The organism is Methylobacterium sp. WL8, assembly GCF_008040045.1.
GTDB lineage: Bacteria > Pseudomonadota > Alphaproteobacteria > Rhizobiales > Beijerinckiaceae > Methylobacterium > Methylobacterium cerastii.
The window spans coordinates 17768-35746 of record NZ_VRVF01000053.1; the positions used below are offsets into that span (position 1 = coordinate 17768).

Genomic DNA, 17979 nt, shown 5'->3' on the forward strand with positions numbered 1-17979 from the left:
CGCGGGGAGAGGGGAGGTGCGCGTCCTGAACCCCGATGCTCACGGTTGCTGCCGCCGGCGGCCGCGCTTCTGCTCGGTGCCGGCAGGCGCCTCCGCAGGCGTCACCTTCTGGCCGTCGACGCCTTCCGTGATCCGAACCGGGGCGCCGTCGCGCAGGCGGTCGGTGCCGTCGGTGACGATGCGGTCGCCAGCTTGCAGGCCGGAGAGCACGACGGTCTTGGTCCCGTCGGTCTCGCCGGTCTTGATCGGGCGGACCGTGACCTTGGCGTCGCCGTCCATCAGGTAGACGTAGGTGCCGGGGGTGCCCTGCAGGATCGCCGCGTTGGGGACCAGAGCCGCGTTCGCCACCGTGTCGACGGTGAGCTTGGCGTTGACGAACTGGTTCGGAAACAGCTCCTCGTCCTTGTTCTCGAACAGGGCGCGCAGCTTCACCGTGCCGGTGGTGACGTCGATCTGGTTGTCGACCGTGTCGAGGGTGCCGGTGGCGATCTCGTGGGCGTCGCCCCGGTCGTAGGCGCGGACCACGAGCTTGGCGCCGGCGCGCACCCGGCGCATCACCCGCGAGACGTCGTCCTCGGGCAGGGTGAACACCACCGAGATCGGGTGGAGCTGCGTGACGACGACGATGCTGGTCGAGGCCGCGGTGATGTAGTTGCCCTGGTCGACCTGGCGCAGGCCGACCCGGCCCTCCACCGGCGAGACGATGCGGGCATAGGCGATGTTGAGGCGCTGCTGGTCGACGAGGGCCTGGTCGGAGGCGACCGTGCCCTCGTTCTGCTTCACCAGGGCGCCCTGGGTGTCGACGTTCTGCTTCGAGATCGAGTCTTGCTGGGCGAGGCGCTGGAAGCGGGCGAGGTCGAGCTTCGAGTTCTGCAGCAGGGCCTGGTCGCGGGCGAGCTGGCCCTGGTACTGGGCGAGCAACGCCTCGTAGGGCCGCGCGTCGATCTGGGCGAGGTAGTCGCCCTTCTTCACGGTCTGGCCCTCGCGGAACCCGATCTCGGTGAGATAGCCGCTGATCTGCGATTTCACGGTGACGGTGGCCAGCGGCGTGACGGTGCCGAGCCCCTGGAGCACCACCGGGATGTCGCCGGTGACGACCTGCGCGATGCCGACCGCCTGGGGCACGTCCATGCCGCCGCGCTTGCCGCCGCCCCGTCCGCCCCTGCCCTGGGTCTCGCCGGGGCCGCCGGCGACCTGCGTGCGCCCGTCGTACCAGCGGTGGGCCATCGCGCCGGCCGCCAGCAGAGCCAGAAGCAGCAGCATCCAGCGCAATGGGCGGAACCGCCGCGTCTTCGCAGGCGACGCGACCGGATCCGGCTGGAACGCGCGCGCCGTGTCCGTGCGGATGGGTGAGCTCTCGTTCATGCCTGATTAGACCACGTTCCGGACGCCGCCGCGCCCGTGTCGCGCCCTATCCTCTCGCTGTTTTCGTCCGCGGGCCGACCGTTCGTCGGCGCGCGGGGCGAATCCGGCACCCTGGCCCAGCACCTTGGCCTCGATCGCCTGTACGGCATCCGAACGGCCCGCGCCCTGCGGCACCCGCGCTCGGAGCGGCCCGGTTCTCGGCGTGGGTCCGAGCTTTCGCCGACCCGAGCCTTCGCTTCGCAATGCGTCGTCAGTACGGCGCCGATGTTTCGGCGCTGTTGCTGGCACCTCAGGGACGCTCCAGCGCGCGGTAGTACCGCACCACGTCGCGATAGGACTCGTCGACCGGCGCCACGGGGACGGCGAGCCGCAGGCCGAGTCCGAAGGCACCGAAGGCGAAGGCCAGCGCGAGCGCGCGGCGGGTGGACATGGCAGGCTCCGGCGATCCGTTGCATCTGGCAGAGGCCATAACGCGAAAAGGCCCGCCAACGAATTGGCGGGCCTCGCGACGATCGGTCCGGCGCCTGGCAGGATCGGAACGAGGGGGCGGAGTTCCAACCCCGCCGGCGCCGTACCGGCCGTGTGTCTGAAAGCTACCTCACGGCTGATGAATGTCAACATTCGTCAGCCGTCCGGCCCGGCGGGTCGCGGTGGCCGCGTGCGCTCGCGCACGTTTCGCCGGCGCTTCGGGCCATGGTATCACCCGGCCGATGTCCACCCCACGCCCCGCATGAACCCGGTCTTCTCCGGCCTCCCGACCACGGTGTTCGAGACGATGTCGCGGCTCGCGCGCGAGCACGGCGCGATCAACCTCGGGCAGGGGTTTCCCGACGACCCGGGTCCCGCCGACATGCGCGCGCACGGGGCCCGGGCGCTCGTCGAAGGCTCGAACCAATATCCGCCGATGATGGGGCTTCCATCCTTGCGCGCGGCGGTGGCGGCGCATTACGCCCGCCACCAGGGGCTCGCCCTCGATCCCGAGACCGAGGTGATGGTGACCTCGGGCGCGACCGAGGCGCTGGCCGGCGCGCTGCTGGCGCTGATCGCGCCCGGCGACGAGGTGGTGCTGTTCGCGCCGATGTACGACGCCTACCTGCCGCTGGTGCTGCGCGCCGGCGGCGTGCCCCGGATCGTGACGTTGACGCCCCCCGCCTTCCGCCTCGACGAGGCGGCGCTGGCCGCCGCCTTCGGGCCGCGCACGAAGGTGGTGCTGCTCAACAACCCGCTGAACCCGAGCGCCACCCTGTTCGGGGCCGACGACCTCGCGATGCTGGCCGCGTTCTGCGTCCGCCACAACGTGATCGCGCTGTGCGACGAGGTCTGGGAGCACGTGGTGTTCGACGGCGCCCGCCACCGGCCGCTGATGGCGCTGCCCGGCATGCGGGAGCGCACGGTGAAGGTCGGCTCGGCCGGCAAGATCTTCTCGCTCACCGGTTGGAAGGTCGGGTTCGTGATGGCCGGGCCTGGGCTGATGCGCACCCTCGCCAAGGCGCACCAATTCCTCACCTTCACCACCCCGCCGAACCTGCAGGAGGCGGTGGCCTTCGGCCTCGCCAAGGAGGATTCGTACTTTTCCGACATGCGGGTGGGCTACGCCCGCTCGCGCGACCGGCTCGCCGACGGCCTCCGGCATCTCGGCTTCACGGTGCTGCCGGCGCAGGCGACGTGGTTCCTCAACGTCGACATCACCGAGCTCGGACAATCAGGGCGAGTGCCTGCGGACGACGTCGCCTTCTGCGAGGCGTTGGTGCGTGACCATCGCGTCGCGGCGATCCCGGTAAGCGCGTTCTATCCTGACGCGGCGGTGCGCCACCTCGTGAGGCTCTGCTTCGCCAAGGCCGACGCGCCGCTCGACGCGGCGCTCGACCGCCTCTCCGGGGTCCGGCGGGTGGCCGCGTGAGGGAGCTGGGCCGGGCATCCGCCCACATCCTTGCCGGAACCGGGTCGCGGCGCCACATCTTCGCGGATGGCACCCCCCGCTCACCGGACTCCCCCGATGGATTCCTCGCAGACCTTCTCCCAGAGCTGGCGTGCGGGCACGACGCTGCGCGTCGGCGACCAGAGCCGCGAGGCGACGCTCGCCCGGCTCGAGGCGCTGGCGCACCTGCTCGATTCCGCCTTCCTGATCCCCGGCATCAACCGGCGGGTCGGGTTGGAGGCGGTGATCGGGCTCGTGCCGATCGTTGGCGACATCGCCGGCATGGTGATCTCGTCCTACATCGTCGCAGAGGCCCGCCGCATCGGCGCGCCGCGCTGGCTGATCGCCCGGATGGCGCTGAACGTCGCCTTCGACGGCGCGATCGGCATCGTGCCGCTCGCCGGCGACCTGTTCGACGCGGCCTTCAAGGCCAACCGCCGCAACGTCCGCCTGCTCCGCCGGTGGATGGAGCGCAACGGCGGCGTCCGCCCCAACGAGATCGACGGCACCGCCGTGCGGATCGACGGCTGATCGGCATTCGCACGCGCATCGCCGGTCGCGCAGGCTCACACCTCCCTCCGAGCCTTCGGATCGGATCGCGGGTCCCCTCTCCCGGGCGGGAGAGGGACAGAGTGAGGGGTGAGAACGCACCGGAGAGGTCACGCCCCTCACCCCAACCCTCTCCCCATGGGAGAGGGGGCCGCGACGCGCATCCCGCGAACCCTCTGTGGAGCATCCCGCGATGAACGAGATCGCCCGCCCCCCCGAGGGCGACCCGGTCTCGGCGCCGATGCCCGGGGCCCAGCCGATCGTGCCGCGGCCGAGCGAGGGATTGCCCGAGGCGCGGCCGCTCGCACCCCGCCGCGGCGGGCTGTCGCCGCTCAACCGGCGCCGGCTCGAGAACTTCCGCCGGAACCGGCTCGGCTACGTCTCGTTCCTGATCTTCCTGTCGCTGTTCGTCGTCAGCCTTTTCGCGGAAATCCTGGCCAACGACCGGCCGATCGTCGCCTCCTACAAAGGCGAGTGGCTGTTTCCGGTGCTGATCGACTACCCGGAGGAGAAGTTCGGCGGCTTCCTGGCGCGCACCGACTATCGCACGCCCGAGATCGTCAAGGAGATCGCGGAGAACGGCTGGGCGATCTGGCCGCCGATCCCGTTCTCCTACGACACCATCAACGATGGATTGCCGACCCCCTCACCCTCGCCGCCGACCTGGATGCTCACCGACGCGCAGTGCCAGGCCACCGAGACGGCGCCGGGCGCGGGCTGCGCCAACATCCCCTGGCACTGGCTCGGCACCGACAACACCACCCGCGACGTGCTCGCCCGCGTGATCTACGGGTTCCGCATCTCGGTGCTGTTCGGGCTGATCCTGGCCGCCGTCTCGTCGCTGATCGGCGTCGTCGCCGGCGCGGTGCAGGGCTATTTCGGCGGCTGGGTCGACCTGGCGTTCCAGCGCTTCATCGAGGTCTGGGGCGGCATCCCGACGCTCTACCTGATCATCATCATCTCGGCCTTCATCGCACCCGGCTTCTTCGTGCTGCTCGGCATCATGCTGCTGTTCTCGTGGGTGGCGCTGGTCAGCGTCGTGCGCGCCGAGTTCCTGCGGGCGCGAAACTTCGAATACGTGCGGGCGGCCCGGGCGCTCGGCTTGTCCAACGTCCGCATCATGACCGTGCACCTGCTGCCGAACGCGATGGTGGCGACGCTGACCTTCCTGCCGTTCATCCTCAACGGTTCGATCACCACCCTGACCTCGCTCGACTTCCTCGGCTTCGGCCTGCCGCCGGGCTCCCCCTCGCTCGGCGAGTTGCTGGCGCAGGGCAAGGACAACCTCACCGCGCCGTGGCTCGGCCTGTCCGGCTTCCTGGTGATCGCGGCGATGCTGAGCCTGCTGGTCTTCGCTGGCGAGGCGGTGCGCGACGCGTTCGACCCGCGAAAGACGTTTCGTTAGCAAGATTTTTCGGCGGCAAGACCTTCTCGAAAGCACTTCCGGCGCTGTGGATGTCGGCTCGCTTCGAGGACATGCGATGCCCAGCAGATCAGGGCTTGTCCCGTGACTTGCTGATCACGGAACATGCCCGTGCAGGACTTCGATGTCGACCCTGAGGCGCATCGACGATGCCTGGCGAGCCAAGCCGTCTAGCTGGACCGATCGATGTTGCGTGGCCTCATCCGGGCCGAGCGCAATGCTGACTGAGCCCGGCCTCGTCACGGACGACGCAGTCGAATAATCCGCGGCGGCGCTCCCGTTCCAGGCGACCGCGCCTCGCACACGAAACTGTTACTTAGTACTTCTGTACTGGTACGAGCGAAATCATAATATGGCGATCACATCATCTTGGTGCGACAATTTTGTCCACCATTGCGTCGCGCTGTGGTATGGACATCCAGGCAACGGGTAGGGTGCAGACCGAAAAAGATGCCGACATCCAGCATTTCGGCACCGTCTCGACCCGATGTTCGCGTCCGGTAACGGTCTCGGGCGAAAGCAAAATCTGCGCTGCCGCGGATGCGCAGATTTCGCGAGGCGCTGAGTGAGGCAATGCTGGGCGCACCGGGCCGGTTGCACGGATACGCTGCGCACTCGGCAGGCAAAACACACATATGATCATATGTTGAGCCCGGATAACGCCGTGGACATCCTTGCTTTCTCTGGCAAACATCATAATTCCTGCGCTTGGGGTTTTCGTCAGAAAATAGGCAAGGAACGTACGGATGTCTGAAACTGCAGTGTCGGCGCAGACGAGCAACGACTATATCGAGCGGACCGTCGACGTCGTCGCGGCCTATGTGTCGAACAACTCCGTCCCCATCACCGAATTGCCGGCGCTGATCGCGAGCATCCATGAGGCGCTGAACAACGTCGGCTCCGGCACGGCTCCCGTCACCACCGAGGCCGTCGAGAAGCCCAGCACCGCCCAGATCCGCAAGTCGATCCGCCCCGACGGGCTGGTCAGCTTCATCGACGGCAAGTCCTACAAGACGCTGAAGCGCCACCTGACCAAGCACGGCCTCGACCCGCACAGCTACCGCGAGCGTTACGGCCTGCCCGCCGACTATCCGACCACCTCAGCGAACTATTCGGCCCAGCGCTCCGCGCTCGCCAAGAGCCTCGGCCTCGGTCAGCCCGGCCGCTCGGCCGCCGCCGAATCGCCCGAGGACATCGAGGAGGCGCCCGCCGCCCCCGCCCGCCGCGGTCGCAAGGCGGCGACCTCCGCCGTGAAGGGCAGCCAGACCCGCAAGGCCGACGCCGCGTAAGGGTACGGACAGGACCGGCTCGAAATTCCCAAAGCCCGGCCCGTCGTGAGCCGGGCTTTTGGATTCTCAAGAGGCAGCCGGATGCTTTGTGGTGTCTGGATCACGCGTCGCGGATGCCGTGCGCTCAGATGCCGTGCGCTCAAGAGCGATCTGGTCCAAGACTGATGATCCAAGACTGATTTTGTGAAATGCCTGTCGGCCTAAAGAGCCGCGCGCCGTCCGAGCAGGCGGGCGCGGGCTTGCGCGACCAGGGCGGCGCGGGCTTGCTGCGCGTCGTCGGCATCGAGCAGCGGCGAGGCTGCGAGGGCGGAAAGGTAGGCCCTCTCCGGTTCGCGGCAGGCGCCGATCGCCGCGTCGGCGGCGAGCGGGCGGCTTCCGATCGTGGCTTGCAACCCGAAGTGGCGGTCGAGGCAGCCGTGCCAGGAGGCGTAGCGCGTCCCGGCCTCGCCGGCCTTCACCGGGCTCGCGGCAGCGAGCAGTCCAGTGGCGAGCGCGATGGCCAGCCCTGCGGCGAGCAACGGTTTCGGGAAGGGATGGGAGATCATGGGCGCGTCGTGGTGGGCGGCTCCGATCCCGGAGTCTCGCGCCGACGCGGTGAAGATTTCATCAACGTGCTGTCGTGCGCTGCGTCCCGTTTCGGGACGAGAGGCCGGTTTTCAGCGGTTGGCGGTGGTGACCGGCGAGGTGACGCCGCCGAGAGACACCCAGGCGACGGCGTCCTGGCTTTCGCGCTTGATGAAGGTGTAGCCGGTGCGGTGCCAGGGCAGGATCTGGCTGGTCTTGTTGTCGAGCACGAGGTCGCCGCGATCGGTGATCAGGGTGAGGACGGCGTGGCCCTCGCCCTTCTCGTCGATGACCACGGTCATCCGCATGGCGCGGCGCGGCAGGCCGGCGCGGGCGAGCAGGCTCCGCTTGAGCAGCTGGAAGTCCTCGCAATCGCCCGAGCCGTCCTCGGCGAGGTCCCAGCGGTCCGGCACCCCGAGGTGGTCCATGTCGGTGATCGCGACGATCGACTTGTTGACCCGGCGGTTGACCGTCTGGATCGTGTTCCAGATCGCGGGGGTCATCGCGATGCGGGCGGGCTCGGCGGCGTTGACCGCACACTCGGCTGGGTAGGTCTGGCAGAAGCCGACCCAGGCGAGGATCGGCTTGGCGGCGCCGACCGGCTCGGCGGCCAAGGTGGGGGCGGGCAGCGAGGCCAGGGTCTGCGCCACGGCCGGGGCGACGGCGAAGGCCAGTCCGGCCGTCACGGCGAGGCCGGCGAGGGCCTTGCGCAGACGGGGCGCCGACACCGCCCGAACCGTCGAAATCGCGAACCGCATCGCCGTGGCCCAACCCGTTAAGCTCTCGTTAACGAAAGCTCTCACGCCGAGGCCCCGACGGCAATCACCCCCTTAACGAAAGGTTAACGCTGTGCGTAACGCGAGAATGCGGATGCGACGGCTGGATCGATGCAAACGGGACACAGGTGCGGCCTTGGCGCCCGTTCTCGCGCGGTGCCCCATGACGGGCGGGCGAAGACCGAGGATCGGAACCAGTCGACCGAGCCGGCGCGCACCAGCCCGAAGCCGGCTTCGCTGGCGCGATTGGCGTCGTAACAGGCCGCGCACGGTTCAGCCGACAAGGTCGCCAACGCCCGCTTCGCGCGTGGCGAGCGCGGAGAAGTGAGAGGATGTGCGGCTCCGTCGAGCGTCCAGGAAGGGCCCGCGCTCAGAGCGCCAGCATCAGCAGGCCGACGACGAGGACGGCGAGGATCATGCAGAGGGCGAGGTCGAGGATGGGAGCCCCGCCGCAGGAGGATCGGTGGTTGGTCGGCATGGCTTGCGACCTTGCGATGGCGGGAATCATCGGCTGGTATCCCGATCGAGGGTGAGAAGCGTCTCCCAGACCGGGCTGCCGGCCCGGGAGACGCCGTCGAACGCCGCAGCCCGTCGGGAAGGGGATCCTGAGGCTGCGGCCTGCGTCGCCCCCGAGGGCGCGACGCGGTGGGCCGTGTCCGCGGCGACGATCCCGAAGGTTGGCAGGGCCAGGGCGACAAGGCAGGCGGCGATCCGGCCGAGCCGCGAGAGGTCGGCTGCAGTCGCGGTCCTGCGCTCGGAGCGCCGGGCCGCGTTCAGGGGCGCCATAGGCCGGCCGACGAAGGCTTGCCTGGTGTCGCGCATCGTCTTCGCCGGTCCTGATCGTGTGGGAAATTTGACCACGCCACAAACCTATGTGTGTAAAATTCCCACGTCAACGCGAAATGGCTGTGCCGACGTGCGTTCGCGTACTCTGTGGGATTGTGTCCCACACATCCCGTGGTCATGCTGATCTGATGTCCGAGACCATCAACGACACCGGCGAGGGAACCACCCTGCACGCGCCGGTGGCGCGCCTGCTGCGGCCGCTGGTGCGGCTGTTCGTGGCGCGCGGCATCACCTTCCCGGCGCTGACGAACCTACTGCGGGAACTCTACGTCAACGTCGCCGAGTACGACTTCGCGCTTCAGGGCAAGGAGCAGACCGACAGCCGCGTCTCGCTGCTCACCGGCATCCACCGGAAGGAGGTGCGGCGCCTGCGCGGCGCCGGGGCTCCGGTGAGCGCAGTGCCGGCGGTGGTCTCGCGGACGAGCCGGATCATCGCCCGCTGGCTCGCCGACCCGGCCTTCACCGACCCGGAGGGACGGCCGCTGGCGCTGCGGCGCGCGGGCGAGGACGGCCCCTCCTTCGAGGCGCTGGTCGCCGGCGTGACCCGCGACCTGCGCCCCCGCGCGGTGCTCGACGAGTGGCTCGACCGCGGGCTCGCCACCCTCGACGGCGAGGACCGGATCGTCCTGGCGGAGGCCGCCTACGTGCCCCGCGGCGGCGGCGAGCCGCAACTCTACTATTTCGGGCGCAACCTCCACGACCACATCGCGGCCTCGGTCGCCAACATCCTCGGCGACGCGCCGCGCTTCCTCGAGCGCGCGGTGCATTACGACGGGCTGTCGGAGGAACTGGCGCTCCGGCTGGAGGCGCGCGCCAAGGAGATCGCGATGGCGGCGCTGACCCAGGCCAACCGCGAGGCCCACGCCGCCTGTGCCGCCGACCCCGGCGGCTCCCACCGCTGGAATTTCGGGCTCTACGTCTACGCCGAGGCCGTGCCGCCGGCCGGGGACGCCTTCCCCGCAGACGATGCTTTGCCGGCTTCGTCGGAGGCCGAGGCGTGAGAACGCCGGTGGGGCAGTCGCGAGAGGCGCAGCACGAGGTTCGGTCGTCGCGTCCACGCGTTCCGGGACCAGGCGCATGATGCATCGCGCCGCCCCCACCCGCCGCCTCGTGCTGCGGCTGCTCGCCGGCGCCGCGCTGATTCCGGTGCGCGCGGTGCCGCAGGAGGCGCCGCGCGACCAAGGAATCGGCGGCACCGGGGCGCGTCCCGACGACATCCCGGGTGAGGGTGACCGCGGCATCGGGGGCACGGGGGTGATCGGCACGATCCGCCGCTTCGGCTCGATCGTCGTCAACGACCTGCGCATCGCCTATCCCGACGACGTCAATGTGCGCATCGACGGGGTGCCGGCGCGCGCCGCCGACCTGAGGGTCGGGCACGTGGTCCACGTCGTTGCCCACGCCGACGCGGGCGGCCTCGCGACACGGCGGATCGACGTGACGCGCGAGGTGGTCGGGCCAGTGGAATCGGTGCGCGGCGGGAACCTCATGGTCCTCGGCCAGCGCATCGCCGCGGCGGGAATCGCCGGGCGCTGGGCGGTAGGCGACCGGGTCGCGGTGTCGGGCCTGCGCAGGCCGGACGGCGTCGTCGTCGCCAACCTGATCGAGAGGCAGGCGGACGGCCCCGCCTGCGTCGCCGGCCCGGTCCGGCGCGACCACGACGGGCACTTGGTGATCGGGCACCTGCGGCTCGCGGGCGCCGACACCCTGCCCGTCGGCCGCCGGGCCGCGGTCGCCGGCGAGGCGGCGGGCGGCGTGCTCAAGGTAGCGCGCGCGAGCGACACCCTGCACTTCCCGCCCGGCTTGAGCCGGGTCTCGGTGGAGGCCTATGTCGGCCGCAGTCGAGGCGGTATGACGCTCGGGTCCGGCCTCGAGGTGGCCGGGCAGCCGGATGCCGCGGTCCCGCGTCGCGGCAGCGTCCGCGCCGTGCTCACGACGCGGCCGGCCGCCGACGGGCGCCTCACCGTCGAGGCGCTGCGCCTCGACGACCGCGGCACCGGGCCGGACCGAAACCCGCTCTTCGAACGCGCGCCGGACCGGATCGACGGCCGGGGCCTGCCTGGCCGCGGGCCGGACGGATTTCGCGAACGCGGCGGTCTCGGAGCCGGCAACGGACCGGGGAACGGGCCTGGCAATGGAGCAGGTGGCGGGTTCGGCATCGACACTCGGACGGGACCGGGCGGGTTCGGCGGCGGCCGTGGCGGACCCGGAGGCTTTGGAGGTCCCGGAAGCGTTGGGGGTTCCGGAGGCTTCGGTGCTCCGGGCGGCGGCCCGGGGGGCTTCGGCGGACCCGGTGGATTGGGTGGGCCAGGCGGCGGGCCAGGCGGGTTCGGCGGCCCCCGGCGTTGAGGCCGGAGCCCAGTCCTCGGCACCGCCGGCGGGCTTCCGCGAGGTGAGCCGCCTGAACAACGGGGCCGGCGAGGATCCATCCGGCGAGGCCCCACGCTCTGCCCGATGCGGCTTGCCCTCGACGGCTTCAAATCCGTCGACGACGTGCACGGCTACACCCCGGGCGACCGGGTTCTGCCCGACGTCGCGGCGGAACTGCTGGCCGCGCGGGCTCGGGGGTCGGCGGCCTGAGGCGCGCGGGGCCGGCGGCATCCTGCAAGGCCGGCGCCCTGCTGACGGCGGGCGCCAGCCGTGCAAGATGCTGCCTGGATCGCTGAGCGGCGGAGCATGCCATGACGGCCACCACGACGGCCACGATGACCCAGGCCGAATACTGGAACGGGGCCGTCGGCCAGCGCTGGGCGCGCAGCCAGGGCGTGCTCGACGCAGTGTTCGCGCCGCTGACCGAGGCGCTGTTTTCCGCCGTCGCCCTGCGACCGGGCGAGCGCGTCCTCGACTTGGGCTGCGGCTCGGGCGCCACGGCGCTGATCGCGGCCGAGGCGGTGGGGGCGACCGGCCGGGTCGTCGCCGCCGACCTGTCGGAGCCGCTTCTCGCCGCGGCGCGAGCGCGGCCCCTGCCGGCCGGCGCCGCGCCGGTCGACTGGATCGTGGCCGACGCCGAGACGCATGATTTCCCCGCCGCGACGTTCGACCGGGCGATCTCGCGCTTCGGCGTGATGTTCTTTTCCGATTCGCGCGCCGCCTTCGCCAACCTCCGCCGGGCGCTGACGCAGCAGGGACGTCTGAGTTTCCTGTGCTGGCAGGCGATGGCCGGCAACCCCTGGGTCACCGTGCCCCGCGCGGCGGTGCTGCCGCTGGTGCCGGACGCGAGCCCGCCGGACTTCTCGGGCCCCGGCCCGTTCCGCTTCGCCGACGCGGGCGCCCTGCGCCGCCTGCTCGCCGAGGCCGGCTTCTCCGACGTCTCCGTCGCGCCGGTGGTGCGCGACCTCGTGTTGGGACGCGCCGCCGACGGCTCGGCACGCGCCGCTGCCGAGGCGGCGGCCGCCGTCGTTGTCGAGCTCGGCCCGGTCTCGCGCCTGCTGCGCGACGCCGAGCCGCCCCTGCGCCAGGCGGCGCTCGAGGCGGTCACCGAAACCCTGCTGCCCTACGCGAAGGACGGCGCCGTGCACCTCGCGGCCGGGTGCTGGCTCGTCTCGGCGGGCTGAGGCGCATCGGCTCCGCCGCCCCTCGTCGTCTGGGGAACCGATCAGCCGCGGGCGGCGGTGACGGTCAGCTCCGGCTTGTGATTCAGCGTCTGGAACACGACGCAATAGCGCTCGGTGAGCTTGAGCAGCTGGTCGAGCTTCTCCTGCGGCGCGTCGGTGTCGAGGGAAAACGCGAGCCGGATCGCGCGAAAACCCACCGGCGCCTCCTTGTCGACGCCCAGCGTCCCGCGGAAGTCGAGGTCGCCCTCGGCGCTCACGGTGCCGGCCCGCAGGGGGATCTCGAGGGCGGTGGCGACGGCCTTCAGCGTGACGCCGGCGCAGGCGACCAGCGCCTCGAGCAGCATGTCGCCCGAGCACAGCTCGGCGCCCGAGCCGCCGGTGGCCGGGTGCAGGCCGGCCACCGCCAGCGCGCGGCCGGTCTCGACCTTGCAGGCGATCGACGTGTCGTCGAGAGAGCCCTTCGCCCGCAGAGTGATGACGGCGTCGTCGGGGGTGTTGCGGTACTGGTCCTTCAGCGGGGCCTGAAGCGCGCGCAGCGTGGTGGCGTCCATCGTCGTCTCCTCCATCGTAGGTCGTCGTCGGTCGCGGTTAGCGGGAACTGCCCCACGGCTCAACCGGTGCCGCCTGCTACCACCAGTTCCCGGCGGGCGCCGCGGCGGATTGCGCCTCGGCGGGGCGGAGCGAACGGTCGAGCGCGGCCAGGATCGCGCGGGCCGCAGCCTCGCTCTGCGGCGAGGCGGGGTCGCGCGGGCGTGGGCTTCCGAGCCGCACCGTCTCGTCGAGGCGGCCGGGCTTGGGGCGCATCACCACGGCGCGGTCGGCGAGCGCCACCGCCTCGCCGACGTCGTGGGTGACGATGAGGATGGTCGGGCGCGTCTCGGCCCAGAGGGCGAGCAGGTGCCCGTGCAGGTCCTTGCGGGTGAAGGCGTCGAGCGCCGAGAACGGCTCATCGAGGAGCAGCACTCGCGGGCGGGCGACGAAGGCGCGGGCGATCGAGACCCGCTGCTGCTGCCCGCCCGACAGGTCGCGCGGCCAGCGCGTCGCATGCTCGGCCAGCCCCACCCGCTCCAGCGCGTGGGCGATGCGGGCGCGGCGCTCGGACCGGCGGACCCCGTCGAGGCCGAAGCCGACGTTGTCGGCCACCGCGAGCCAGGGCAGCAGGCGCGGCTCCTGGAACACCAGGCCGACGCTCGCGTGGGGCGCGGCGATGCCCTCGCCGTCCAGCGTGATCGTGCCGGCGCTGCCGCGGTCGAGGCCGGCGATCAGGCGCAGCAGGGTGGTCTTGCCGCAGCCCGAACCGCCGATCAGCGCGACGACCTCGCCGGCCTCCACCGACAGGTCGACGCCCGCGAGCGCCTGGGTGCCGTCGGCATAGGTCTTGGAGAGGCCGCGGATGTCGAGCACGTCGGGGTCCGGATCGCGTTTCGCCTGTCGCGTCCATGCCATAGGGCGCCGCGCGCCGCCATGCTACGCCACGGCTCCGTCCGCCGCTGGGAAGGCGCACCCATGATCCGGCTCGGCCTCGCCGCCCTCCTCGTCCTCTCTGGCCCCGTCGGCGCCGCCGACCTGCACGCGCGACCCGGAGCGGGCCGGTTCCTGGCGACCTGCGAGGATCTTGGACGGTTCTGCGACGCGACCGCCTGCGGCCGCGACCAGATCGACGCCGCGCTCGGCTGCCGCGCCCTGTGCCCGAGTTCGGTCGTCCTCGCGGTCGTCCCCGCCGCCTGCCCGCTGCCGGGCGTGGTGCTGCGCCGGCGGGGGTGAGGGTCCACACCTCCCTCCACACGATCGCGTCTCCGCCGGAACGGCCATGCCGCTCGCCGGTTGTCGTGCGATCGAATGCCGCGACGCACCATCGCGTCGAAGAACCGGACGACGCCGATGCCCGAGCCGACACACGACGCGCCCCTGAAGGACCAGGCCGCCTGCGGCACGAAGCCGGCGCCGCCCTGCACGCTGGTGATCTTCGGCGCGGCCGGCGACCTGACCAAGCGCCTGCTGATGCCCTCGCTCTACAACCTCGCCGGCTCGGGCCTGCTCGATCCGGGCTTCACGATCCTCGGCGTCGATCACAACGACGGCAGCGACGAGGGCCTGCGCACCGAACTCACCACCTCGATGGAGACCTTGAGCAAGGACCCCGGCTCCGAGTTCCACGCCGACCGGATCGACCCGAAGAGCTGGGGCTTCATCCGCGAGCGCATCCACTTCCTCAAAGGCGACTTCGAGGACGCCGGAACCTTCGAGGCGCTAAAGGGCAAGGTCTCGGGCAACGTGGTGTTCTACCTCGCGGTGGCGCCGCGCTTCTTCGGCAGCCTCGTCGACGGGCTCGGGCGAGCGGGCCTGCTCAAGCAGGCGGACGACGCCTTCCGACGGGTGGTGATCGAGAAGCCGTTCGGCTCCGACCTCGCTTCGGCACGTGCGCTGAACGCGCAGATCCTAAAACAGGCCGACGAGAGCCAGTTCTACCGGATCGACCACTTCCTGGGTAAGGAGACCGTGCAGTCGATCATGGCGTTGCGCTTCGCCAACGGCATGCTGGAGCCGGTCTGGCGGCGCGAATACGTCGACAGCATCCAGATCACCGCCGGCGAGACCGTGGGCGTGGAGGAGCGTGGCGGGTTCTACGAGCCCACCGGCGCCCTGCGGGACATGGTGCCCAACCACATGTTCCAGCTTCTGTGCATGGTGGCGATGGAGCCGCCGAACTCGTTTTCCGCCGAGGACGTGCGCGGCGAGAAGGCCAAGCTCGCGCAGGCCGTCAAGCCGATCCGACCCGACCACGCGGTGCGCGGCCAGTACGTCGCCGGTGCGCTCGAAGGGAAGCCGGTGGTCGGCTACCGGGAAGAGCCGCACGTGGCGAAGGACTCGAACACCGAGACCTACGTCGCCCTGAAGCTCGAGATCGACAACTGGCGCTGGGCCGGCGTGCCGTTCTACGTCCGCACCGGCAAGCGCATGACCGGCCGCCGCACCGAGATCGCGATCCTGTTCAAGCCGGCGCCGTTCCAGCTGTTCGCCGACACGCCGGTGGCCGAGCTGAGCCCCAACGTAATGCGGATCACCATCGACCCCGACCACGGCGCCGGCACCGAGCTGAACGTCAAGGTGCCCGGGCCACAGATGCAGATCGGCCGGGTGACGATGGGGTTCAAGTACGCCGACTTCTTCAAGAACCAGCCGAACGTCGGCTACGAGACCCTGCTCTACGATTGCATGACCGGGGACGCGACGCTGTTCCAGCGCGCCGACAACATCGAGGCCGGCTGGGCCGCGGTCGAACCGCTGCTCGAGGCCTGGAAGACCGCCCCGGTGGAGGATTACGCCGCCGGCACCCCCGGCCCGAAGGCCGCCGACGACCTTCTGGCCCGCGACGGCCGGCACTGGCTCGGTCTCGACGGCAAGACCGATTGAAGGCGGATCGACCTCGGGGCCGGTTACGCCGCGGCCGCGCGCGACGACCGACAAAACGACGGTTCCACCCGCATCCTTGCCGAGTCGCTTTCGCGAAGCGGAAACCTCAGGTGAGGGCGCGGGTAAGTCCGGCTGTTTTGAAGGGTCAGCGCTCGCTGGACGGGTCGCGCGCCTCGTCGGCCTTGATCGCATCCGCGATCTGCAGCCCGGCCTGAAAGAGCAGCAGGCGCGAGATCAACACCATCTCCGGTGTCCCGATCTTGCGGACGATCTCGTGCAGCCTCAGGCAGGCGTCGATCATGGTGTCGTCTGTGGGCCTGTCGTCTATCGCCATCGTGCGGTCTTCGAAGCCCAAATTCGTCGACACAAACTGAACTCACAACGTCGTGTTTCGACCATAGGTTGCGGGTTGCGACAAAAGCGTCTTGTATGCGGAATACCAGAATGCCTGCGGTCGCATGGCCAGTCGGAGGCGACCGTCGCTGCACACCGAGCCCAGCCAGATTCGGCAGGACAACGAGGACCTGAGCCGCCTCGCGGAGGCGCTCGGCGGCACGGTTCCGACGATCTTCGGCGCATCCGCCGTATCACGCGAGATGGCGGCGCTCAGCCAGCTTCTCCGGCTCTGGACCCTGCTGCCCTGCGATGCGAGCCGGGCCGACGCGGTGGAGGCCGTCCGCGGCGTCGCGCAGACGCGGGAGCGGGGCCGAGCGCTGGCGACCGCGCTTTGAGGTAGACCCGGCGGGTCCCGAGACGCGCACGTCGATGGGCCGGCTCATGAAGACCCTGGCAGCGGACCAAAGCGCCCCGATATTTTTCTAGGCGCCGCTCGGCTAGGCGCGGCTCGCGAGCCCCGTCGCCATCGCGCGAATCAGCAGGTCGAGCTGGGGGCCTACCACCGCGGGCGGCAGCGCCATCAGGCGCGCGTCGAGGCCGAGCATGACGATGCCGTGCGTCGCCGAGAACAGGCTGCGGGCCAGCAGCACGCGCTCTTGCGCCGAGAGGTCCGGGCGCAGAGCCTGCAATGGCGCCTCGATGCGGCGGAACAGGCGCGCCTGCTCGGCCACGTAGCCGTCCGGCGGGCGGCGCCCGTCCGCGAACTGGTGCTGGAACAAGGCGCGCCATCGCTTCCCGTGGCTCTGTGCGAAGGCAAGGTAGGCTTGGCCCAGCCGGACAAGTTCGTCCGCCGCATTCGTCACGTCGAACCCGCCGCCATCGGGCCCGAGAGCGGCCTCGAACAGGGCCAGCGTGCGCAGGTTCACCTCCAGGATCAGCGCGTCGAGGTCCGGAAAGGCGCCGTAGATCGCCCCAAGTGCGCAGCCTGCGTCCGCTGCGAGGTCGCGCGCGCGCAGGGCGCCCAAGCCGTCCTCGGAGATCCGACGCTCGGCCGCTGCGATGAGCAGTTTGCGCAAGGCAGCACGGCGTGCCTCCGCTTTCAACGGCTTCGCGTTGGCGTCTGCCCCGGTCACGCCGCGCCTCGCAACAACAATTTGTACGACGTGCAAAAACGTACTTGAACGCTGTTCATGATCGTGGGACACTCCTCTTGTGAACGATGTTCATACGGCAGGAGCCACACCATGCTCAAGTTGCTCAACATCCTGGCGCGGGGGAACGTCGCCCGGGCCACCGAAGACCTCTACGACCGCAACGCCTTGCTGATCCTCGACCAGCAGATCCGCGAGACCCGCGCCGCGCTGGAGCGGAGCCGCCGGGCGCTGGCCCTGGCGATCGCCGGAGACCAGGCCGAGGCCCGCCGCGCCGCCGAGATCGACGCCCGGGCCGCCGACCTCGAAGGCCGCGCCGTCGCCGCGCTCGGCGCCGGGCGCGACGACCTGGCAAGCGACGCCGCCGAGGCGATCGCCGAGCTCGAGGCCAAGCGCCGGGCGATCGCGGAAGCCCGCACGCGGTTCGCCGCAGAAGTCGCCCGCATCCGCGCCACCGTCGCCGACGCCACCCGCCGGCAGGCGGAGTTGGAGCGCGGCCGCCGGGTCGCGGGCGCCACCGAGGCCGTGCGGCGCCTGTCGGCGCAGACCGGCCGCGCCGACACGGCGACGCTGCGCGAAGCCGAGGCGACCCTGGCGCGCCTGCGCGCCCTCCAGGCCGAGGCGAGCGACACCGAAGCCGCGCTGACCGAGCTCGACGGCGCCGACATCACGGAGCGCCTCGCGCGCGCGGGGTTCGGCCCCCGCACCCACCCCACCGGCGGCGACGTGCTGGAACGCCTGCGCCGCAAGGCCGGCCTCGCCCCGGCCGCCTGACTCCTCGAACGCCCCAAGCC

21 protein-coding genes are annotated in these 17979 nt (G+C 70.9%); 12 read left to right on the forward strand and 9 right to left on the reverse strand.

What is annotated here, in order from left to right:
* Positions 1–39: 39 nt before the first annotated feature.
* Together FV234_RS17870 and FV234_RS26280 are read right to left on the reverse strand one after the other, a co-directional pair.
* Positions 40–1365, reverse strand: coding sequence for an MdtA/MuxA family multidrug efflux RND transporter periplasmic adaptor subunit (locus FV234_RS17870; RefSeq protein ID WP_147830741.1), 1326 nt, complete (start codon positions 1363–1365; stop codon positions 40–42).
* A 289-nt stretch (positions 1366–1654) separates the two neighbouring features.
* Entirely contained in the window at positions 1655–1795 is a 141-nt protein-coding gene (locus tag FV234_RS26280) for a hypothetical protein (protein WP_187273722.1), read from the reverse strand.
* A gap of 300 nt (positions 1796–2095) precedes the next feature.
* On the opposite strand from FV234_RS26280, the gene FV234_RS17875 reads away from it, so the two are divergent.
* From FV234_RS17875 to FV234_RS17890, 4 genes are all read left to right on the forward strand, one after another.
* Positions 2096–3265 carry an aminotransferase gene (locus FV234_RS17875; protein WP_147830744.1) on the forward strand — a complete coding sequence of 390 codons (1170 nt, stop codon included), beginning with the start codon at positions 2096–2098 and terminating at the stop codon, positions 3263–3265.
* Between the two features lie 96 nt (positions 3266–3361).
* The gene (locus tag FV234_RS17880; RefSeq protein ID WP_147753055.1) at positions 3362–3814 is read left to right on the forward strand and encodes a DUF4112 domain-containing protein; all 453 of its coding nucleotides are present in this window, start codon (positions 3362–3364) and stop codon (positions 3812–3814) included.
* A gap of 211 nt (positions 3815–4025) precedes the next feature.
* On the forward strand, positions 4026–5237 hold the full coding sequence (locus FV234_RS17885) for an ABC transporter permease (RefSeq protein ID WP_147830746.1): 1212 nt from the start codon (positions 4026–4028) through the stop codon (positions 5235–5237).
* A gap of 764 nt (positions 5238–6001) precedes the next feature.
* Entirely contained in the window at positions 6002–6544 is a 543-nt protein-coding gene (locus FV234_RS17890) for a MucR family transcriptional regulator (RefSeq protein ID WP_147830748.1), read from the forward strand.
* A 200-nt stretch (positions 6545–6744) separates the two neighbouring features.
* Here FV234_RS17890 and FV234_RS17895 read toward each other — a convergent pair whose 3' ends face one another.
* The 3 genes from FV234_RS17895 to FV234_RS17905 all read right to left on the reverse strand — a co-directional run bounded on the left by FV234_RS17895 (position 6745) and on the right by FV234_RS17905 (position 8706).
* Positions 6745–7089 carry a hypothetical protein gene (locus tag FV234_RS17895; RefSeq protein ID WP_147753058.1) on the reverse strand — a complete coding sequence of 115 codons (345 nt, stop codon included), beginning with the start codon at positions 7087–7089 and terminating at the stop codon, positions 6745–6747.
* 111 nt (positions 7090–7200) lie between these two features.
* Positions 7201–7866: a transglutaminase-like cysteine peptidase gene (locus tag FV234_RS17900; RefSeq protein WP_147830750.1), complete on the reverse strand. Its 666-nt coding sequence runs from the start codon at positions 7864–7866 to the stop codon at positions 7201–7203.
* 522 nt (positions 7867–8388) lie between these two features.
* The gene (locus FV234_RS17905) at positions 8389–8706 is read right to left on the reverse strand and encodes a hypothetical protein (protein WP_147830752.1); all 318 of its coding nucleotides are present in this window, start codon (positions 8704–8706) and stop codon (positions 8389–8391) included.
* A gap of 152 nt (positions 8707–8858) precedes the next feature.
* Here FV234_RS17905 and FV234_RS17910 point away from each other — a divergent pair, with 152 nt between their 5' ends.
* The 4 genes from FV234_RS17910 to FV234_RS17920 all read left to right on the forward strand — a co-directional run bounded on the left by FV234_RS17910 (position 8859) and on the right by FV234_RS17920 (position 12284).
* A complete protein-coding gene (locus tag FV234_RS17910) occupies positions 8859–9731 on the forward strand; it encodes a DUF6502 family protein (RefSeq protein ID WP_147830754.1) in 873 nt (290 codons plus the stop codon).
* 76 nt (positions 9732–9807) lie between these two features.
* On the forward strand, positions 9808–11079 hold the full coding sequence (locus FV234_RS17915) for a DUF5666 domain-containing protein (protein WP_210250923.1): 1272 nt from the start codon (positions 9808–9810) through the stop codon (positions 11077–11079).
* A gap of 105 nt (positions 11080–11184) precedes the next feature.
* Complete coding sequence (locus FV234_RS26955; RefSeq protein WP_281407959.1) at positions 11185–11310, forward strand: hypothetical protein; 126 nt, start codon at positions 11185–11187, stop codon at positions 11308–11310.
* Positions 11311–11411: 101 nt separating this feature from the next.
* Positions 11412–12284: a methyltransferase domain-containing protein gene (locus tag FV234_RS17920; protein ID WP_238272411.1), complete on the forward strand. Its 873-nt coding sequence runs from the start codon at positions 11412–11414 to the stop codon at positions 12282–12284.
* A 41-nt stretch (positions 12285–12325) separates the two neighbouring features.
* On the opposite strand, the gene FV234_RS17925 is transcribed toward FV234_RS17920, so the two are convergent.
* Positions 12326–12835 (reverse strand): OsmC family protein, encoded by a 510-nt coding sequence (locus FV234_RS17925; RefSeq protein WP_147830756.1) that lies wholly within the window; start codon positions 12833–12835, stop codon positions 12326–12328.
* A gap of 76 nt (positions 12836–12911) precedes the next feature.
* Entirely contained in the window at positions 12912–13688 is a 777-nt protein-coding gene (locus FV234_RS17930) for an ABC transporter ATP-binding protein (protein ID WP_147830758.1), read from the reverse strand.
* Positions 13689–13790: 102 nt separating this feature from the next.
* Between FV234_RS17930 and FV234_RS17935 the strand changes: the two genes are divergently transcribed.
* Both FV234_RS17935 and zwf read left to right on the forward strand, forming a co-directional pair.
* A complete protein-coding gene (locus tag FV234_RS17935) occupies positions 13791–14048 on the forward strand; it encodes a hypothetical protein (RefSeq protein ID WP_147762140.1) in 258 nt (85 codons plus the stop codon).
* A gap of 117 nt (positions 14049–14165) precedes the next feature.
* Positions 14166–15698, forward strand: coding sequence for a glucose-6-phosphate dehydrogenase (gene zwf, locus FV234_RS17940; RefSeq protein WP_147830760.1), 1533 nt, complete (start codon positions 14166–14168; stop codon positions 15696–15698).
* Positions 15699–15843: 145 nt separating this feature from the next.
* Here zwf and FV234_RS17945 read toward each other — a convergent pair whose 3' ends face one another.
* Positions 15844–15999 (reverse strand): hypothetical protein, encoded by a 156-nt coding sequence (locus tag FV234_RS17945; protein ID WP_187277380.1) that lies wholly within the window; start codon positions 15997–15999, stop codon positions 15844–15846.
* 157 nt (positions 16000–16156) lie between these two features.
* Here FV234_RS17945 and FV234_RS17950 point away from each other — a divergent pair, with 157 nt between their 5' ends.
* A complete protein-coding gene (locus FV234_RS17950) occupies positions 16157–16429 on the forward strand; it encodes a hypothetical protein (protein ID WP_147830762.1) in 273 nt (90 codons plus the stop codon).
* A 102-nt stretch (positions 16430–16531) separates the two neighbouring features.
* Here FV234_RS17950 and FV234_RS17955 read toward each other — a convergent pair whose 3' ends face one another.
* Entirely contained in the window at positions 16532–17110 is a 579-nt protein-coding gene (locus FV234_RS17955) for a TetR-like C-terminal domain-containing protein (RefSeq protein WP_238272410.1), read from the reverse strand.
* A 168-nt stretch (positions 17111–17278) separates the two neighbouring features.
* On the opposite strand from FV234_RS17955, the gene FV234_RS17960 reads away from it, so the two are divergent.
* Positions 17279–17959 (forward strand): PspA/IM30 family protein, encoded by a 681-nt coding sequence (locus tag FV234_RS17960; protein WP_147830764.1) that lies wholly within the window; start codon positions 17279–17281, stop codon positions 17957–17959.
* Positions 17960–17979 lie beyond the last annotated feature (20 nt).